The organism is Arabiibacter massiliensis, assembly GCF_902386925.1.
In the GTDB taxonomy this organism is placed as follows: domain Bacteria; phylum Actinomycetota; class Coriobacteriia; order Coriobacteriales; family Eggerthellaceae; genus Arabiibacter; species Arabiibacter massiliensis.
In genome coordinates, this window is record NZ_LR698996.1 from 794,308 (window position 1) to 808,766 (window position 14,459).

20 protein-coding genes are annotated in these 14,459 nt (G+C 66.4%); 5 read left to right on the plus strand and 15 right to left on the minus strand.

Features of this window, described 5'->3' with window-relative positions:
• Positions 1-55: 55 nt before the first annotated feature.
• The 9 genes from lepB to ffh all read right to left on the minus strand — a co-directional run bounded on the left by lepB (position 56) and on the right by ffh (position 6,969).
• Positions 56-619 carry a signal peptidase I gene (gene lepB, locus FX134_RS03370; RefSeq protein ID WP_080797594.1) on the minus strand — a complete coding sequence of 188 codons (564 nt, stop codon included), beginning with the start codon at positions 617-619 and terminating at the stop codon, positions 56-58.
• A gap of 338 nt (positions 620-957) precedes the next feature.
• The gene (trmD, locus tag FX134_RS03375; protein ID WP_080797597.1) at positions 958-1,680 is read right to left on the minus strand and encodes a tRNA (guanosine(37)-N1)-methyltransferase TrmD; all 723 of its coding nucleotides are present in this window, start codon (positions 1,678-1,680) and stop codon (positions 958-960) included.
• A 33-nt stretch (positions 1,681-1,713) separates the two neighbouring features.
• On the minus strand, positions 1,714-2,235 hold the full coding sequence (locus tag FX134_RS03380; protein WP_080797599.1) for a ribosome maturation factor RimM: 522 nt from the start codon (positions 2,233-2,235) through the stop codon (positions 1,714-1,716).
• Complete coding sequence (locus tag FX134_RS03385) at positions 2,236-2,490, minus strand: KH domain-containing protein (RefSeq protein WP_080797601.1); 255 nt, start codon at positions 2,488-2,490, stop codon at positions 2,236-2,238.
• A gap of 6 nt (positions 2,491-2,496) precedes the next feature.
• Positions 2,497-2,742, minus strand: coding sequence for a 30S ribosomal protein S16 (rpsP, locus tag FX134_RS03390; protein ID WP_080797602.1), 246 nt, complete (start codon positions 2,740-2,742; stop codon positions 2,497-2,499).
• A gap of 257 nt (positions 2,743-2,999) precedes the next feature.
• A complete protein-coding gene (locus FX134_RS03395; RefSeq protein WP_080797604.1) occupies positions 3,000-3,506 on the minus strand; it encodes a GNAT family N-acetyltransferase in 507 nt (168 codons plus the stop codon).
• Positions 3,507-3,573: 67 nt separating this feature from the next.
• Complete coding sequence (locus FX134_RS03400) at positions 3,574-4,404, minus strand: ABC-2 transporter permease (RefSeq protein WP_080797607.1); 831 nt, start codon at positions 4,402-4,404, stop codon at positions 3,574-3,576.
• Positions 4,398-5,141: an ABC transporter ATP-binding protein gene (locus tag FX134_RS03405; protein ID WP_080797609.1), complete on the minus strand. Its 744-nt coding sequence runs from the start codon at positions 5,139-5,141 to the stop codon at positions 4,398-4,400. The genes FX134_RS03400 and FX134_RS03405 overlap by 7 nt, the downstream gene beginning before the upstream one ends.
• Positions 5,142-5,559: 418 nt before the next feature.
• Positions 5,560-6,969, minus strand: coding sequence for a signal recognition particle protein (gene ffh, locus FX134_RS03410; RefSeq protein WP_080797610.1), 1,410 nt, complete (start codon positions 6,967-6,969; stop codon positions 5,560-5,562).
• A gap of 219 nt (positions 6,970-7,188) precedes the next feature.
• Between ffh and FX134_RS03415 the strand changes: the two genes are divergently transcribed.
• Entirely contained in the window at positions 7,189-7,404 is a 216-nt protein-coding gene (locus FX134_RS03415) for a helix-turn-helix domain-containing protein (protein ID WP_080797612.1), read from the plus strand.
• A 205-nt stretch (positions 7,405-7,609) separates the two neighbouring features.
• Here FX134_RS03415 and FX134_RS15040 read toward each other — a convergent pair whose 3' ends face one another.
• Positions 7,610-7,726: a zinc ribbon domain-containing protein gene (locus tag FX134_RS15040; RefSeq protein ID WP_143412123.1), complete on the minus strand. Its 117-nt coding sequence runs from the start codon at positions 7,724-7,726 to the stop codon at positions 7,610-7,612.
• 190 nt (positions 7,727-7,916) lie between these two features.
• On the opposite strand from FX134_RS15040, the gene FX134_RS03425 reads away from it, so the two are divergent.
• From FX134_RS03425 to FX134_RS03440, 4 genes are read left to right on the plus strand one after another with little or no spacing between them, the layout of a single operon-like run.
• On the plus strand, positions 7,917-8,273 hold the full coding sequence (locus tag FX134_RS03425) for a helix-turn-helix domain-containing protein (RefSeq protein ID WP_172623360.1): 357 nt from the start codon (positions 7,917-7,919) through the stop codon (positions 8,271-8,273).
• Complete coding sequence (locus FX134_RS03430; protein WP_080797617.1) at positions 8,263-9,027, plus strand: ImmA/IrrE family metallo-endopeptidase; 765 nt, start codon at positions 8,263-8,265, stop codon at positions 9,025-9,027. The genes FX134_RS03425 and FX134_RS03430 overlap by 11 nt, the downstream gene beginning before the upstream one ends.
• Positions 9,020-9,571 carry a hypothetical protein gene (locus tag FX134_RS03435; RefSeq protein WP_080797619.1) on the plus strand — a complete coding sequence of 184 codons (552 nt, stop codon included), beginning with the start codon at positions 9,020-9,022 and terminating at the stop codon, positions 9,569-9,571. The genes FX134_RS03430 and FX134_RS03435 overlap by 8 nt, the downstream gene beginning before the upstream one ends.
• A gap of 49 nt (positions 9,572-9,620) precedes the next feature.
• Entirely contained in the window at positions 9,621-10,847 is a 1,227-nt protein-coding gene (locus tag FX134_RS03440; RefSeq protein ID WP_232050829.1) for a hypothetical protein, read from the plus strand.
• A gap of 21 nt (positions 10,848-10,868) precedes the next feature.
• Here FX134_RS03440 and FX134_RS03445 read toward each other — a convergent pair whose 3' ends face one another.
• The 5 genes from FX134_RS03445 to FX134_RS03465 all read right to left on the minus strand — a co-directional run bounded on the left by FX134_RS03445 (position 10,869) and on the right by FX134_RS03465 (position 14,413).
• Positions 10,869-11,345: a hypothetical protein gene (locus tag FX134_RS03445; protein ID WP_080797621.1), complete on the minus strand. Its 477-nt coding sequence runs from the start codon at positions 11,343-11,345 to the stop codon at positions 10,869-10,871.
• Between the two features lie 118 nt (positions 11,346-11,463).
• Entirely contained in the window at positions 11,464-12,450 is a 987-nt protein-coding gene (locus tag FX134_RS03450; RefSeq protein WP_080797623.1) for an MBL fold metallo-hydrolase, read from the minus strand.
• A gap of 10 nt (positions 12,451-12,460) precedes the next feature.
• Positions 12,461-13,381 carry a signal recognition particle-docking protein FtsY gene (gene ftsY / locus FX134_RS03455; protein ID WP_080797625.1) on the minus strand — a complete coding sequence of 307 codons (921 nt, stop codon included), beginning with the start codon at positions 13,379-13,381 and terminating at the stop codon, positions 12,461-12,463.
• Positions 13,382-13,521: 140 nt separating this feature from the next.
• Positions 13,522-14,079: a DUF2812 domain-containing protein gene (locus tag FX134_RS03460; RefSeq protein ID WP_080797627.1), complete on the minus strand. Its 558-nt coding sequence runs from the start codon at positions 14,077-14,079 to the stop codon at positions 13,522-13,524.
• On the minus strand, positions 14,060-14,413 hold the full coding sequence (locus tag FX134_RS03465; protein ID WP_080797630.1) for a PadR family transcriptional regulator: 354 nt from the start codon (positions 14,411-14,413) through the stop codon (positions 14,060-14,062). The genes FX134_RS03460 and FX134_RS03465 overlap by 20 nt, the downstream gene beginning before the upstream one ends.
• Between the last annotated feature and the right edge of the window lie 46 nt (positions 14,414-14,459).

Here is a 14,459-nt window from a genome sequence, read left to right on the forward strand (position 1 = left end):
ACGACCGGGCGAAAGCGCATCGCCCATCCCGCCGCTTATATTTCAGATGAGGCCTTTACAGCAGGCCGATGTCGTCGAGGGGCCACAGCACGAACAGGCTGCGCGCCTCGGCCGTGGAGGCGGGCACCGCGCCGAAGTAGCGCGAGTCCTGCGAGTTGCCTCGGTTGTCGCCCATCATCCACATGCATCCCTCGGGCACCGTGTAGGGGTAGTCGACGCCTTCGTCGAGGCGGTAGGTAGGCTGGCCGGCCGTGTAGGGCTCGTCGAGGGGCCGGCCGTCCACGTAGACGAGGCCGTCCTCGCCGTTGATGTCCACGGTCTGCCCGCCCACGGCGATGCAGCGCTTGAGCAGCAGCCGGCCCGGGATCTCCGGATCCTGGAACATCACGATGTCGCCCGGCTCGGGGTCGCGCAGGTAGTAGCTCACCTTCTCGCCGAACACGCGGTCGCCCGTCATGATGGTGCCCTCCATGGAGCCCGACGGCACCGCGTAGGCGTGCCCCACGTAGGCGAACATCAGCCACGACATCAGGCCGACGAAGCCCACCCACGCAAGCAGGTTGAAGAAGCGGCGCAAGATGCCGGGAGGCTGGCTGGCTGCATGCTGGCCGGAGTTCACGGGGCACCATCCTTTCGTGGCTGCGCGGGACGCTGCCCCCATGATAGCGCAGCAGGAGAGCCGTAAGCAACGCGCGCTCCCTTCTGTCATCCTGAGCGGAGCGAAGCCCCCCCTTTTGTCATCCTGAGCGGAGCGAACGCAGTGAGCGGAGTCGAAGGATCCCGCGCGGCGTTAGCCGGAAGTCTCACTGCTGGCGCCGCGGGGGATCCTTCGACTCCGCGCTGCGCGCTCCGCTCAGGATGACAAGGGAGGCCGCCTTCGGCCTTCGCTCAGGATGACAAGGGAGGCCGCCTTCGACCTTCGCTCAGGATGCCAAGAGGGGGGCTTCGCCGCTGCGCTCAGGAAGACGATCCGGTGAGGAACTTCCGGTCGGCGTCGGAGAGGTCCACGCGCTCGAGGAGGTCGGGGCGCAGGCGGGCGGTGCGCTCGAGCGACTGCTCGCGGCGCCAGCGGGCGACGGCGGCGTGGTTGCCCGACAGGAGCACCGGCGGCACGTCCATGCCGCGAAACGACGCCGGGCGCGTGTACTGGGGGTATTCCAGCAACCCGTCGGCGAAGCTCTCGCCGAGCGCCCCCGTCTCGGCCCCCAGCACGCCGGGCAGCTTGCGCACCACGGCGTCGATGACCACCATGGAGGCCAGCTCGCCGCTCGTGAGCACGTAGTCGCCGAGCGAGATCACGCGGTCGGCCAGCGAGTAGGCGCGCTCGTCGATGCCCTCGTAATGGCCGCACACGAACAGCAGGCGCTTCTCGCGCGCCAGCTCGCAGGCGAGCGCGTCATCGAAGGGCTCGCCGCAGGGCGCGAGGAAGACGGTGCAGGGCCTGGGACCTGCGGCCGCGATGTCGTCGAAAGCCTCGAAGATGGGCTCGCACTTCATCACCAGGCCGTCGCCGCCGCCGTAGGGGTCGTCGTCGGTGGTGCGGTGGCGGTCGTGCGTCCAGTCGCGCAGGTCGTGCGCCGTGAAGCGGAGGATGCCCTTCTCCTGGGCGATGCGCATCATGGACGCCCCCATGACGGAGTCGTACATGCCGGGGAACGTCGAGAGCGTTTCGATGATCACAAGAGGTCCTTTCGCGTGCGCGGCGGGGGCGCGCTACAGGTCGAGCAGGCCCTCCGGCAGGTTCATGTCGATGCGGCGCGCGCCCTCGTCGATGCCTTCGACGAGCGCGTCCACGAGGGGCACGAGCACCATGCGCCCGCCGTCGCCCCGGTCGACGGACAGGAGCGTCTGCCCCGGGTTCTCCACCACCTCGGCGACGACGCCCACGAGGCCCGCGGAGGCATCGTGCACCTCGAAGCCCTCGAGGCCCTCCGCCTCCCCGGCCAGCGCGGCCTCGGGGACGTCGGCGCGGCGCACGAGGCAGCGGCAGCCCGCCAGCCGCTCGGCCACGTCGATGGAGTCGACGCCCTCAAACGTCACCAGGTAGGCCCCCCGGCCCGCGTCCTGCACGGAGGCCACCCGCGCCCGGCGCGGCGCGTCGATCTGCGGGGGCACGAAGGCCACTTCCAGGCCCTCATGCAGCAAAAAGGGAAGACCCGGCGCGCTGCGCGCGACGAGCCCTCCCGTCAGGTTCTTCGGTTTGGCCAGCTCGGCCACGTTCGCCCATGCGCGCATCTAGTCGAGAAGCTCCACTTCGACGTGGGTGTTCGTGCGCGAGGCGGCGGCGCGGGCCAGCGTGCGGATCGCCTTGATGACCCTCCCCTGGCGGCCGATGACCTTGCCGGCGTCCTCTTCGTTCACGCGGACTTCGACGAGGATCGAGCCGTCCTCGGCATCGGACGCCGTGATCTCGAGCTCGTCGGGAAACTCGACGAGGGGACGCACGACGGACTCGACGAGGCCGACGATGTCTTCGGTCTGCTCGGCCATGGCGCGCTACGCGTTCTCGCGAGCGTTCTTGAGCAGGCGGACGACCGTGTCGGTGGGCTGGGCGCCGTTCTTGATCCACTGGTCGACCTTCTCCATGTCGAACTGCACCATGGCAGGCTCGGCGCAGGGGTTGTAGCGGCCGACCTCGTCGATGAACTTGCCGTCGCGCGGGGCGCGCGAGTCGGCGACGACGATGCGGTAGTACGGGCGCTTCTTCGCGCCGTGACGGGAGAGGCGAATTTTGACTGCCATGAAGGTGAACTCCTTTTTTGCTTCTTGCGTTCGATTCGATGCTCAACGCCGCGATGCGCGCGACGTAGCGAAAACAGCAATTGCTTATGATACGGCGAAAACGACCGTTTGACAAGCGGATTACCAAGCCGAATTGTAGCGAAACGCGCGAAGCCGGCCAACGCCGACCCCGCGCGTCCTCGAAAAGCCCATGTTTGGGCGGGAACGGAGCCCCTTCGCGCCCCTCGTGCCGCCCGACCGGGCGGCGGATGCTAGCCTCAACAGGAGCGCTGGGCGGGCAGCGTGCTCTTGTAGTAGATGTGCATGTCCTCGTAGGCGCCCATGAAGTTCACGAAGCCGCCCGGGATGGTGCCCACGCGCGTGAAGCCCATGTCCTCGTAGAGATGGATGGCGCCGGCGTTGCCGGCCACGACCGCGTTGAACTGCAGGCCGCGGAAGCCCTTGCGCGCCGCCTGGGCGAGCGAGTCCTCCACGAGCGCCCGGCCGAGGCCGACCCCGCGGGCGCTCGACGCCACGGCGTAGCTCGCGTTGGCCACGTGAGCGCAGCGGCCCACGTTGTTCGGATGCAGGATGTACAGGCCGAACAGCCGCGTGCCGATCACCGCCACCACGGAAAGCGTCTGCTCGGCGAAGAACTCGCGCGCCGTCTCCAGCGTAAGCGGCTCTATCTGCGGGAACGCCTCGCCGCCTTCCACGACCTCGTTCCACACCTTCATCATGCCCGCAAGGTCCTCCTCGCGGTACGGGCGTATCTCAAGCGCCATGGCGCATCCTTTCACGCGCAGCCTTCAATGCGAGCGCCAGTATAGCAGAGGAAGCGGGCGTGCGGGTTTACGCCAGGTTGACGTGCCGTTTGAGGCACCAGACGCAGACAGCGTAGCTGGCGGCGGCGAGCGCGAGCATGGTCAGCTGCCCGATGGCGCGGGACACGGGGCCGTACGGGTCGAAATGCGCAGACCAGAGCCCCGGCGCGAACGTCGAGATGGCCATGAAGGCCGCGGCGTTCAACAGGGCCGAGGCGATGCCCACGGCCATCCCTATGAGCAGAAACGCTCCCACGGCGGCCGCCACCTTGTGGCGCGCGGCAGCCGAGCCCACGCAGAGCGCCGCGTACGCCGCGAGCATCCACGCTATCGCCTGGAGGCACGTGTTCGCGAAGTTCGCCCACTCGCCCGCGCTCGGCAGCTGCGGGCCGCCTCCGAACGAGTAGCTCTGGGAGAGCATCGAAGAGAACGCGTCCATCCCGAACATCACCGCGGTTATGCATACGCCCACCACCAAAAAGTCGATGAGCAGCCAAAGCGCGCCCGAGAGCGTCTTGGACAGCACGATCTGGTTGGCCGTGACGGGCAGCGTGAACGTGAGGTAGCCCTCGTCGGTGAAGAGGTTGCGGTAGAACCGGTGCGCGACGACGAAGAACGTCGCCAGCGTGAGCGTGCACAGAAGGAACAGGCTGAAGCCGAACGCGACGTACGCGAAACCCGCGAACAGGCTGAGCATCTCGCCGCCGACGCCCGTGGCCTGCCGCGCCGCCTCGCCCAGGCCGTTGCCCGCCAGCCCGCACACGGCCGCGAGCACGGCCACGCCCAGCGCCGCTAGATGCAACGGCACGAGCACGCGCGAGAGGGCGGCCATGTCGTGCTTGAACAGCTTCCCTAGCATCGAAACGCCCCCCTGAAGTAGTCGTCCACGCTCATGCCGAACGTCTCGCGCACGTAGGCCACCGGCGCGTGGAGCACCATGGTGCCGTACTGGAGGAAGATGAAGTCGTCCAGCACGCGCTCCACGTCGGCCACCAGGTGCGTGGAAAGGAGGATGGTGGCCTCGCGGCGGTACGCGCCGATGATGGTGTCCAGGATGTAGTCGCGCGTGGCCGGGTCCACCCCGCCGATGGGCTCGTCAAGCAGGTAGAGCGCCGCGCGGCGGGCCATCACCAGCACCAGCTGCACCTTCTCCTTCGTGCCCTTCGAGAGCGAGCCCATGTGCGCGCCGAGGGGCACCTGCAAGCGCGCGAGCATGTCCTCGGCCAGGGGGCGGTCGAAGTCTGCGTAGAAATCCGCGAAGAAGTCGAGCGTGCGGGCCACCTTCATGCCGGGTGAGAAGTACGGGCGCTCGGGCAGGTAGGACACGAGGGCCTTCGTCTGCGGACCGGGCTCCATCCCCGCTACCAGCACCGTGCCCGCCGTGGGCGTGAGCAGCCCGGCCGCCAGCTTGATGAGCGTGGTCTTGCCGCTGCCGTTGGGGCCGAGCAAGCCCACCACGCGCCCGCGCGGCACCGAGAACGACACGCTGTTGAGCGCCGCCATGGACCCGAACGCCTTGATCAGCCCCGCGCACTGCAGCACCGGCGGCTCGGCGGCGACGGGCGCCTCCTGCCCTGGATACGTCGCATCCACCATGCCCGCCCCTTCCGACGACGCGTCTTTGACCTCGTTTGTCATCCTGAGCGGAGCGCCGCAGGCGCGGAGTCGAAGGATCCCGCGCGGCGTTAGCAGTGGCGCCTCCACTCAGGATGACATCGTGTTCGGACTATTATACGCCATCGAGCCGGCCGTCCCAGCTTCTTGCAAAGTCCTCGAGTTCTGCACCCTTGCGTTATCGAAAAGCCCCAGAAAATGCAATGTGCTCGAGTTATGCACCTTTTCCGGACGGTGCGCGGGCCATTCGCCGCACACGTTGAAAACGCGACCAGGGGTTTCGCGCAGACGAACAGCCACGTCCGCGCGAAACCCGCCCTCTTCTGTCTGCGCGGAGGTGCATAACTCGACGACGTTGCAAAAAGGAGGGCCTCCCACGTGCGGAAGGCCCCCGAATCGCCTATTGCCCCATCATGTCCTGGAGCTTCTTGAGGTCGGCCATGTTCATGCCGCCGGGCAGGCCGGGCATGCGGCGCTTACGGCCCTTCCTGCCCTTCTTCCCCCGCTTGCCCTGAGCCTCCTCCATGGCCGGCATCATCTTCTTCATCATCTTCTTCGTCTCGTTGAACTTCTTGATCAGCTGGTTCACGTCCGAGACGGTCACGCCGGCGCCGGCCGCGATGCGCGCGCGGCGCGAGCCGTTCAGCAGGTCGGGCTTCTCGCGCTCGGCCTTGGTCATGGAGCTGATGATGACCTCCATGTGGTCGAGCGCCCCCTCGTCCACCTGGCCCTGCGACATGGCCTTGTCGCCGCCGGGCAGCGCGCTGATCAGCTTCGATATGCCGCCCATCTTGCGGATCTGGCGGTTCATGTCCACGAAGTCGTTGAGCGTGAGGTTCGCGCGCATCATGCGCTCGGCCTGCTCCTGCTCCACCTCTTCCTGCTGCACCTTCACGGCGCTCTCGATGAGGCTGACCACGTCGCCCATGCCCAGGATGCGCTTGGCCATGCGGTCGGGGTGGAACTCCTCGAGCGAGTCGGGCTTCTCGCCGGACGAGATGAACTTGATGGGCTTGCCGGTGACCTGCTTGATGGACAGCGCCCCGCCGCCGCGGGCGTCGCCGTCCATCTTCGACATGATCACGCCGTCGAAGTCCACGCGCTCGGCGAAGGCGGCCGCCACGTTCACCACGTCCTGGCCGGTCATGGCGTCCACCACCATGAGGATCTGGTCGGGCTTGACCGCGCGCTTGATGGCCTCGGCCTCGTCCATCATCTCGTCGTCCACGTGCAGGCGGCCCGCCGTATCCACGATGACCACGTCGCGCAGGTTGTCGATGGCGTCCTGGATGCCCTCGGTGGCGATGCGCACCGGGTCCTGACCGTCGCCGCGGTACACGCGCACGCCGATCTCGCCGCCGAGGGTTTGCAGCTGGTCGGCTGCGGCGGGGCGGTACACGTCGCAGGCCACGAGCAGCGGCGAATGGTTCTCCTGCTTCAGGCGGTAGGCCAGCTTGGCCGCGGCGGTCGTCTTGCCAGAGCCCTGCAGGCCCACGAGCATGATGACGTTGGGGATGCGGCTGGAAAGGACCAGCTTGGAGTCCGTGCGGCCCAACAGCTCGGTGAGCTCGTCGAGCACGATCTTCACCACGTTCTGCGCCGGCGTGAGCGAGTCGAGCACCTCGGCGCCCAGGCAACGCTCCTTCGTGCGCGCGATGAACCCCTTCACCACCTTGAAGTTCACGTCGGCTTCCAGAAGCGCCATGCGGATCTCGCGCATCGCGCCGTTGATGTCGTCCTCGGTCAGGCGGCCCTTGCCGCGCAGCCCGCTGAATATGCCCTGAAGGCGTTCGGAGAGGTTCTCGAGCATGGTTGGTGAGCTCCTTGCCAGCGTCGCTTGCTTGTTGACCATGCATTATACGTCAGCTAGCCAGGCGGCGGACGCAAACACACAAGCCGTTTAGAATCCCTTCCATGGCTTGGCGCAAAAAACCTTACCGCGCTTTGATTCGCCATCGGCTATATACGCTTCCTTTGATGACTTACTTTAGCAAGTCATCAAAGGAAGCGTAGCACCTACCCTGAATCCATGAAAAGCGATGGACGCAGAATCAAGCTGGGCCAAACCATTAGGCGATTGCGAGAAGAGCAGCACCTCTCGCAACGCAAGTTCGCGCTCATGGTCGACACCAACCAGACTCATCTTTGGCAAATCGAGACAGGCCAGGTGAGCGTGGGGATCGACCTGCTCTGCCGCATCGCCGACGGGCTCGGCGCCGACGTGAAAGACCTCATCGACTTTTAGCTCCCAGGTCAACAAGCGTCGAATCAGGATCGCCCTTCTTTGAGCGCCGCATGCAAGATCACAGCCGCCAAAGCCGACGGTATCGCGGATAACGCCACTCCCATGACAACGCTCACGCCTATCATTGGAAGCAGGCTCGACGCCGTATGCTCTTCTATGATCCAGAAACTCGTGAAATACGTTAGGCTCGCCACGACGGTCGACGTCAAGAAGCACGCAGCGAACACATCTGATCCAGGTCTTTGCCGCAATGCGGACACTTATGGGCGGCATCTGAAACAACGTTGTTGCAATCAGGGCAGGCGACGAACGGCATAATCATCTTCCAATCGAAACAGTGATCGCTTGATATCTGTTGACTTGCTTTATCAAGTCAACAGAACTATACCACACTCACGAAAACACAGGGTGGTTTGATGCGCCCAAATTGACCGGTTGTCATATTTTAAACTTTCATTTTTGTATTGAATATGACATCCATGCTATACTGCCCATTGAAAGGAGGCAGCCGTATGGCGGACATCAACGTTGTCGTGGGGGCGAACGTCAAGCGCATGCGCAAGCTTCGCGGGCTCACGCAGGAGCACATGGCGCGGTACCTCGGGATTGACCAGACGCTCGTGAGCAAGGTGGAGAGCGGGCAGCGATCGCTCGGGGTAGCCTCGCTCGAAAAGCTGTGCGATCTGTTCTTCTGCTCGCTCGACGACCTGATCGGCGAGAGCAGCCAGGCACCTGTGGGAAAGGCGGTGGCGTTCCGCGCGGACGGGCTCGCCGGCGACGACCTTCACGCCCTCGCCGCCATCGGGCGCATCGTGCGCAACCTTGAGGGCATGGCAGCGCTCGAAAAGGCGGCGGGCGATGAGGCGTAGGGACGAGGCGGCGCGCCAGGCCGAGGAGCTGCGCGCCGACTTCGGCAAGGACAACCTCTCCCCCATCGACGTGCTCGCCTGCGCGCGCGAGGTTCCGCGGCTCACCACGGTGGCCTACCCGCTGGGCGACTCCATCAGCGGCATGTGCGTCAAGCACGACGACTTCTCGCTCATCGCGTACAACTCCGCCCAGACGCTCGGCCGGCAGCGCTTCACGCTCGCCCACGAGCTGTACCACCTGTTCTTCGACGACGCGGCCGCCACGACCGTCTGCCCGAAGAGTACGAAGCGCTACGACGAGGCAGAGTGGGCGGCCGATACGTTCGCCTCGCATTTCCTGCTGCCCTACCACGCCCTGCGAAACGAGCTGCGGGCACAGGGGCTCGCCCCGGACGCAGCGGTAAACGACGAGCGATTGCTCGCATCCGTCGTGGCCATCGAGCAGAAGTTCGGCATCTCGCGCCTGGCCCTTCTCGTGCGCCTGCAGGACGAGGGGATCGTGAACGCTGCGCAGAAAGACGCGCTCGGCCGCAACGTGAAGGCGGGCGCCCGCAGGCTCGGCTACCCGACGGCCCTGTATGAGCCGCTCCGCGGGAGCAGGGCGCGCATGGCCGACGGCGACTACATCGATCGCATAGCGGACCTCTTCGGCGAGGGCGTCCTGTCGCAAGGCAAGGCGGAGGAGCTCTTGGCCGACGGGTTCCGCGACGACATCTTCATCGAGACCTTCGAGGACGGCGAGCTCGTTGACTGAGCCGCTCTTCTTCGACACCGACTGCCTGTCGGCCTTCCTCTGGACCGATCAGGGAAGCATCGTCACGCGGCTCTATCCCGGGCGCGTCGTCGTGCCCCAGTCGGTGCTCGACGAGCTCTCGCGCGTCACCGCGCCCGCCTTCAAAGAGCGTGTGGCAGCGCTGACTGCGAGCACGGACGTCGAGGTTCGCGACATCGACCTCTCCTCGCCGGCCTTCCCGCTGTATCGCCAGATGACAAGCCGACCGAAGCCGGGCTTCAAGGTGGTTGGCCGCGGCGAGGCGGCGGCCATGGCGCTCGCCGTCGTCCATCAGGGCGTCGTGGCCAGCAACAACTTCCGTGACACCGCCGCCTACATCCGCGCCTTCAACTTGAAGTACAAGACGACGGGGAGCATCCTCGTGGAGGCATACGAGAACGGCTTGGTTTCGGAGGCGGAGGCGAACGCGATCTGGGCCGACATGCTCTCCGAAGGCCGCTGGATCGGCGCGCGCAGCTTCACTGAATTCCTCGCCAAGCCCATCGATCCGCTGGCCGGCCTCTAGCTTGCCTTCTCACTGAAAACCCCCTTGCCCGCCATGGTAGAATGGCCCCATGGACGAAGCGCGGACATACCGGTTGAAGCTTTTCGACGTCGACGTGGCGTGGTTCACGCTTGCGCGCGATGCACGCACGGGAGCGCGTTGCATGAACGCCGAGGTGGATGAAGGCAAGCGCCACCTGCTTCCCTTCCGCATGACAGGCGAGCCCGCCTCGGTGGAGCGTTGGATTCGCGCGCGCACCATCTCGAAGAACCGGACGTACGCCTCGCGCATCGTGCGGCAATACGGGATTCATCTCGACGACCCCATCCAGATACTCGACGCCTGCAACGCGCTCTCCCTGAACGATGCCTACTGGGTTGTTCCCGAGGGATCGAACGCGATGTTCGCCGAGAAGAACCTCTACGAGAACGATTTCGACGACCTCGTCGCAACCGTGGCCTTTTCGGGTATCGTCGACTCATCCCGAACGCCGACCGGCCCTTCCGGCGAGCTCACCACCAGCGGCCAGTTCCCCAAGGCCTGGCGCATCCACGAAGGGAAACGCTTCCTCTACAAGGCGGGCTCCCTCAACACGAACGGGCTGGAGCCGTTCGCGGAGCTTTTCGCCGCCCAGCTGTCCGTTGCTCTCGGGATCTATCATACCACTTACGACCTGGCTGAATGGCACGGATCGCTCTGCAGCGCCTGTCCGCTGTTCACCAGTCGCGAAACAGGCTTCACGTCCTTTGCGGCCACGTTCGGCGTCCTGCCCTTCGAAGAGGCCGCAGCCGTGTATTTCGGGTTAGGCGAGGAGGCGTTCAGCCTATTCGCAGGCATGTCGGTGCTCGATGCGCTCACGGCCAACGATGATAGACATCTGAACAACTTCGGTTTCCTCTTCGACAACGCCTCGCGGCGCATAACCGGCGCGGCGCCGGTGTTCGACAACAACCTGGCGCTGTTCATGCGCGACATCGATTCGGGCTTGACCGCCGCCGACCTCGCATCCACGGCGGCGTGTTACCGTGGCCAGATGGACGTGACGCTGGACTACCAGGCAGAGTACCTGATGACCGCCGACATGAAGGATCGCCTCGCGCTTTTGCGCAAATTCGAACTCACGCCGCATCCCGTGCGCGCCCTTGCAGACGAATACGTCGACCTTCTCAACGAGTACATCCAACTGCGAATGGAGCATCTGCTTGCCTTGCCGACGGTGGATGCGGCCGATCTCCGCCGTAAGCTGCATCGCATGGCAGAGGCACGCACTACGGATCCCTTCGCACCCGAACGGTGATGCCCCTCTTCCTGCCGCTCCCTACGCCGCGGGGGCGATGGTGCCGCCGTAGATGGCGTAGCCCTGCTGGGCGCTCGTGACGTAGATGCTCTCCACGTGGAGCGCCGCCTTCAGGTCGTCGATGAGGCCGAGCACCTCCTGCTCGCCCGCATGGATGCCCGTGTACACCAGCGTGCCGTTCTCCACCAGGTTGCCCGCGTCGTCGGTGAAGCCGCCTTGCGCCTCGATCACGGTGTAGCCGCCGCCCACGGCCGATACCAGCGGCGTGGCCAGGGCCTTCGCCTCGTCGAACGAGAGCTCCTGCGCGCCCGTATCCGCATCGGCCAGCCCCACGTACAGCGTGAACGCGACGCCCTCCTGCGTGGTGACCTCGTTCACGAGGCCGATGCTCGGTCCTGACGCCGGCTCGGTTGCGGCGCATCCTGCCAGCGCGCCGCCTCCGAAAGCCGCAGCCGCCAGCACCATCGCGAGCAAGCCCGCCTTCGCCTTCGCGTTCATCGCCGCTCCTTTCGCGCGCCCTTTCGGGAGATTCGCCTTTCGCGCAATGGTAGGGGCTGCCGGGCTGCCGTGCAAGCGAAGCGCATAATCAGACGCGATATGCGCGAAACAGGCTCTCTCAGAAGTACCGGCGCACGCCCGCCTCGCCCTCCTCGCGGCGCACGAGGCCGCGGTCGGCCAGGTGATCGAGGATCACGAGGCCCTCCATGAGGATGCACCAGCGCTGCACGAACGAGATGTCCTCCCACGCGTCGTGCGGCACGTTCCACTTGATGCGGCGGACGACCTGCTCGCCGGTCAGGCCCGGATGGGCGGCCACGATGCCCGCGGCCTCCTCCAGGCGCTCGCGATGGTGCGCCTCGAGCCAGTCGATGCGCTCGGCGAAGTCGTCGCGCGGCTCGCCATGCGACACGAACAGCCGCGAGCAGCCGAGCGCGCGCACCTTCGCCAGGCTGTCGAGGTAGGCTTGCAGGGAGTCCGCGCCGTCGGGCGAGGGCGCGATGCCCGGCGAGATGACGAACAGCACGTGGTCGCCGCCGAACAGGATGCCCGAGTCGGGCTCGAACAGCGCGAGGTGCCCCGGCGTATGGCCCGGCACCTCGATCACTTGGAAGCGGAAGCGGCCGACGGGCACCTCGTCGCCCTCCGAGACGAACGTCGCGCGCACCCGCTCGGGGTCGAACAGCGGCGGCTCCACGGCATAGCGCGCGTAGCCCGAGGCGTCCGAAGCGCCCACGCCCTCCGCCACGAGCCGGCGGCGCGAGGCGTCGTAGGCCGTCGAGGCCCTCGAGGCGCGCACCGCGTCGAAGTCGACGGCGCTCATCAGCAGCGGCGCGCCCTCGGGCACGACGCGGTCGACGAGCCCCGCATGGTCGAGGTGCAGGTGCGTGAGGAAGAACGTCGCCCGCGCGCGGTCTACCCCCAGCTCGTCGAGGGCGGCGTCGAGCACGCCCGCCCCCTCGTCGGTGGGCGCGCCCGTGTCCACCACGAGCGCCTCGCCGCCGTCCATCACGACGAAGCAGTTCGTGGCGCTCGTGCTCACGTTGGCGAAGGGAACCTTGATCTCGAACACATCGGGATTTGCATTGACCTGGGTGTATGACATGGAGTCGGCCCTACCCGCGCTCGTCGAAGTCGCCGACGAGGGCGCGGGCGAAGTCGTGGGCGTCGAAGTCCTTGAGGTCGTCGAGGCCCTCGCCCACGCCTATCTTGAGCACCGGCAGCTCCAGCTCGTGGCTCACGGCCAACGCGATGCCGCCCTTCGCCGTGCCGTCGAGCTTCGTGATGATCACGCCGTCCAGGTCGAGCGCTCGGTCGAACTCGCGCGCCTGCTGCAGGCCGTTCTGCCCGGTGGTGGCGTCGATCACGAGCACGGTGAACACGGGCAGCTGCGAGCGCTTGCGCACCACGTTCACCACCTTCTCGAGCTCGCGCATGAGGTCGGCCGACGTGTGGAGGCGCCCCGCCGTGTCGATGAGCACGAGGTCGGTGCCTTGCGTCTCGGCGCGCTCGAGGGTGTCGTAGCACACGCTCGCCGGGTCGCTGCCGCGCTCGCGCGTGACCACCTCCACGCCGGCGCGGCGCGCCCACACCTCGAGCTGCTCGATAGCCGCCGCGCGGAACGTGTCGGCGCTGCCGAGGAGCACCGTGCGGCCCGCGTCCGTGGCCTCCTTGGCGAGCTTGCCCACCGTGGTGGTCTTGCCCGTGCCGTTGATGCCCACGAACAGCACCACAGCCGGCTCGCCGCCGAGCACATCCTCGCCGCCCGGCGTGAACGTGGCCGCTATCTGGTCGTTCAGCAGATCGAGCACCGCGTACGCGTCGGGAAGCGCGCGGCGCGTGGCCTGGTCGCGCAGGTTCTCCACGATCTCCGAGGCCGCCGCTCCCCCGATATCGGCCAGGATGAGCGTCTCCTCCAGGCCGTCCCAGAAGTCCTCGTCCAAGTCCGGCCCGCGGTCAAGCAGGACGTTCATCTGCTCCTTGAACTTGTCGCGCGAGCGGGACAGCCCCTCGCTGATCCTATCGAAAAATCCCATGCGGGCTCCTTTCTCAACAACCTGGAACAGTGTAGCGCAACGAAAGACCCGCGTCAGCGGCAGGGCGAGCCGAAACCGCAGCGTTCCCGCAAGTTCGAGAATGTCCCAAATGGGGACTGTCCCCGTTTGGGACATCGGCGTCAGCGGCGCGGGTCGGCCTCCTGCTCGGCGCGGATCTTGCGTAAGGTGCGCGTGTACCCGACGAAAGGCAGGAACGAGAACACGAAGCCGGCGGCGAAGGCGATGCACGCCACGAGGCACGCCCACGATAAGAGCCCGTCGCCCCGAGCCGAGAACCGCGCCTCGAGCGCGAGGAGCGCCGCCGCGGCCAGCGCGCAGAGAAGCGCGGTCCACCCGAGGCCCTTGCGGCTCGCGGCGAGCGTCTCCGTCTGCGCGTCCTCGTCGGTGTACAACGGGACGGTACCAGCCTCCGCGCGCACGATCTGCCAGCCGGGGCCCACGGCCACGCTCCGCCAGCCCCCGAGGCGGAAGATCTCCTCGGCCTCGGGCGAGAAGTCGCGCTGGTAGTCCACCGCGTAGTCGTAATCGTGCGGCTCTCCCTGCTCGAAGCGGTACAGGAGCGCCCGGTTGATCCCCGTCACGTGCCAGCCCTTCGCGCTCATCCGCTTGAGCATCGCCATGTCGTGGCCCGGCATGAGCACGAGGCCCCCGCACATCCTATAGGTCGTCTTCGCCATGGCCCTCCCCGTCCGTCTCGCCCAGCCGCGCCTGCGCAAAAGCGACCAGCCGCTTGCGCCGCTCGAAGTCGCGCTCGAGGACCGCGCGCCCTTCGGCGGTGGCCGCGTAGAGGATGCGCTTCTCGTCCTCGGCGGTCTCCGCGATCCAGCCCGCGGCCTTGAGCTTCTTGAGCGTCGTGTACATGGTGGCCGGACCCACCTTCACCGCGCCGTCCGTGGACTCCTCGATGCTCTGCATGATCCGATAGCCGTGCACAGGCTCAAGCGTGGCCAGCAGGATCAGGAAGATGCTGTCGGACAGCTCCCCTGTCTCATACGGGCTTGGCTTCGCCATTTCGCTCCTTCTAGTATATCAATAATGGATACTATGCTACAATCAT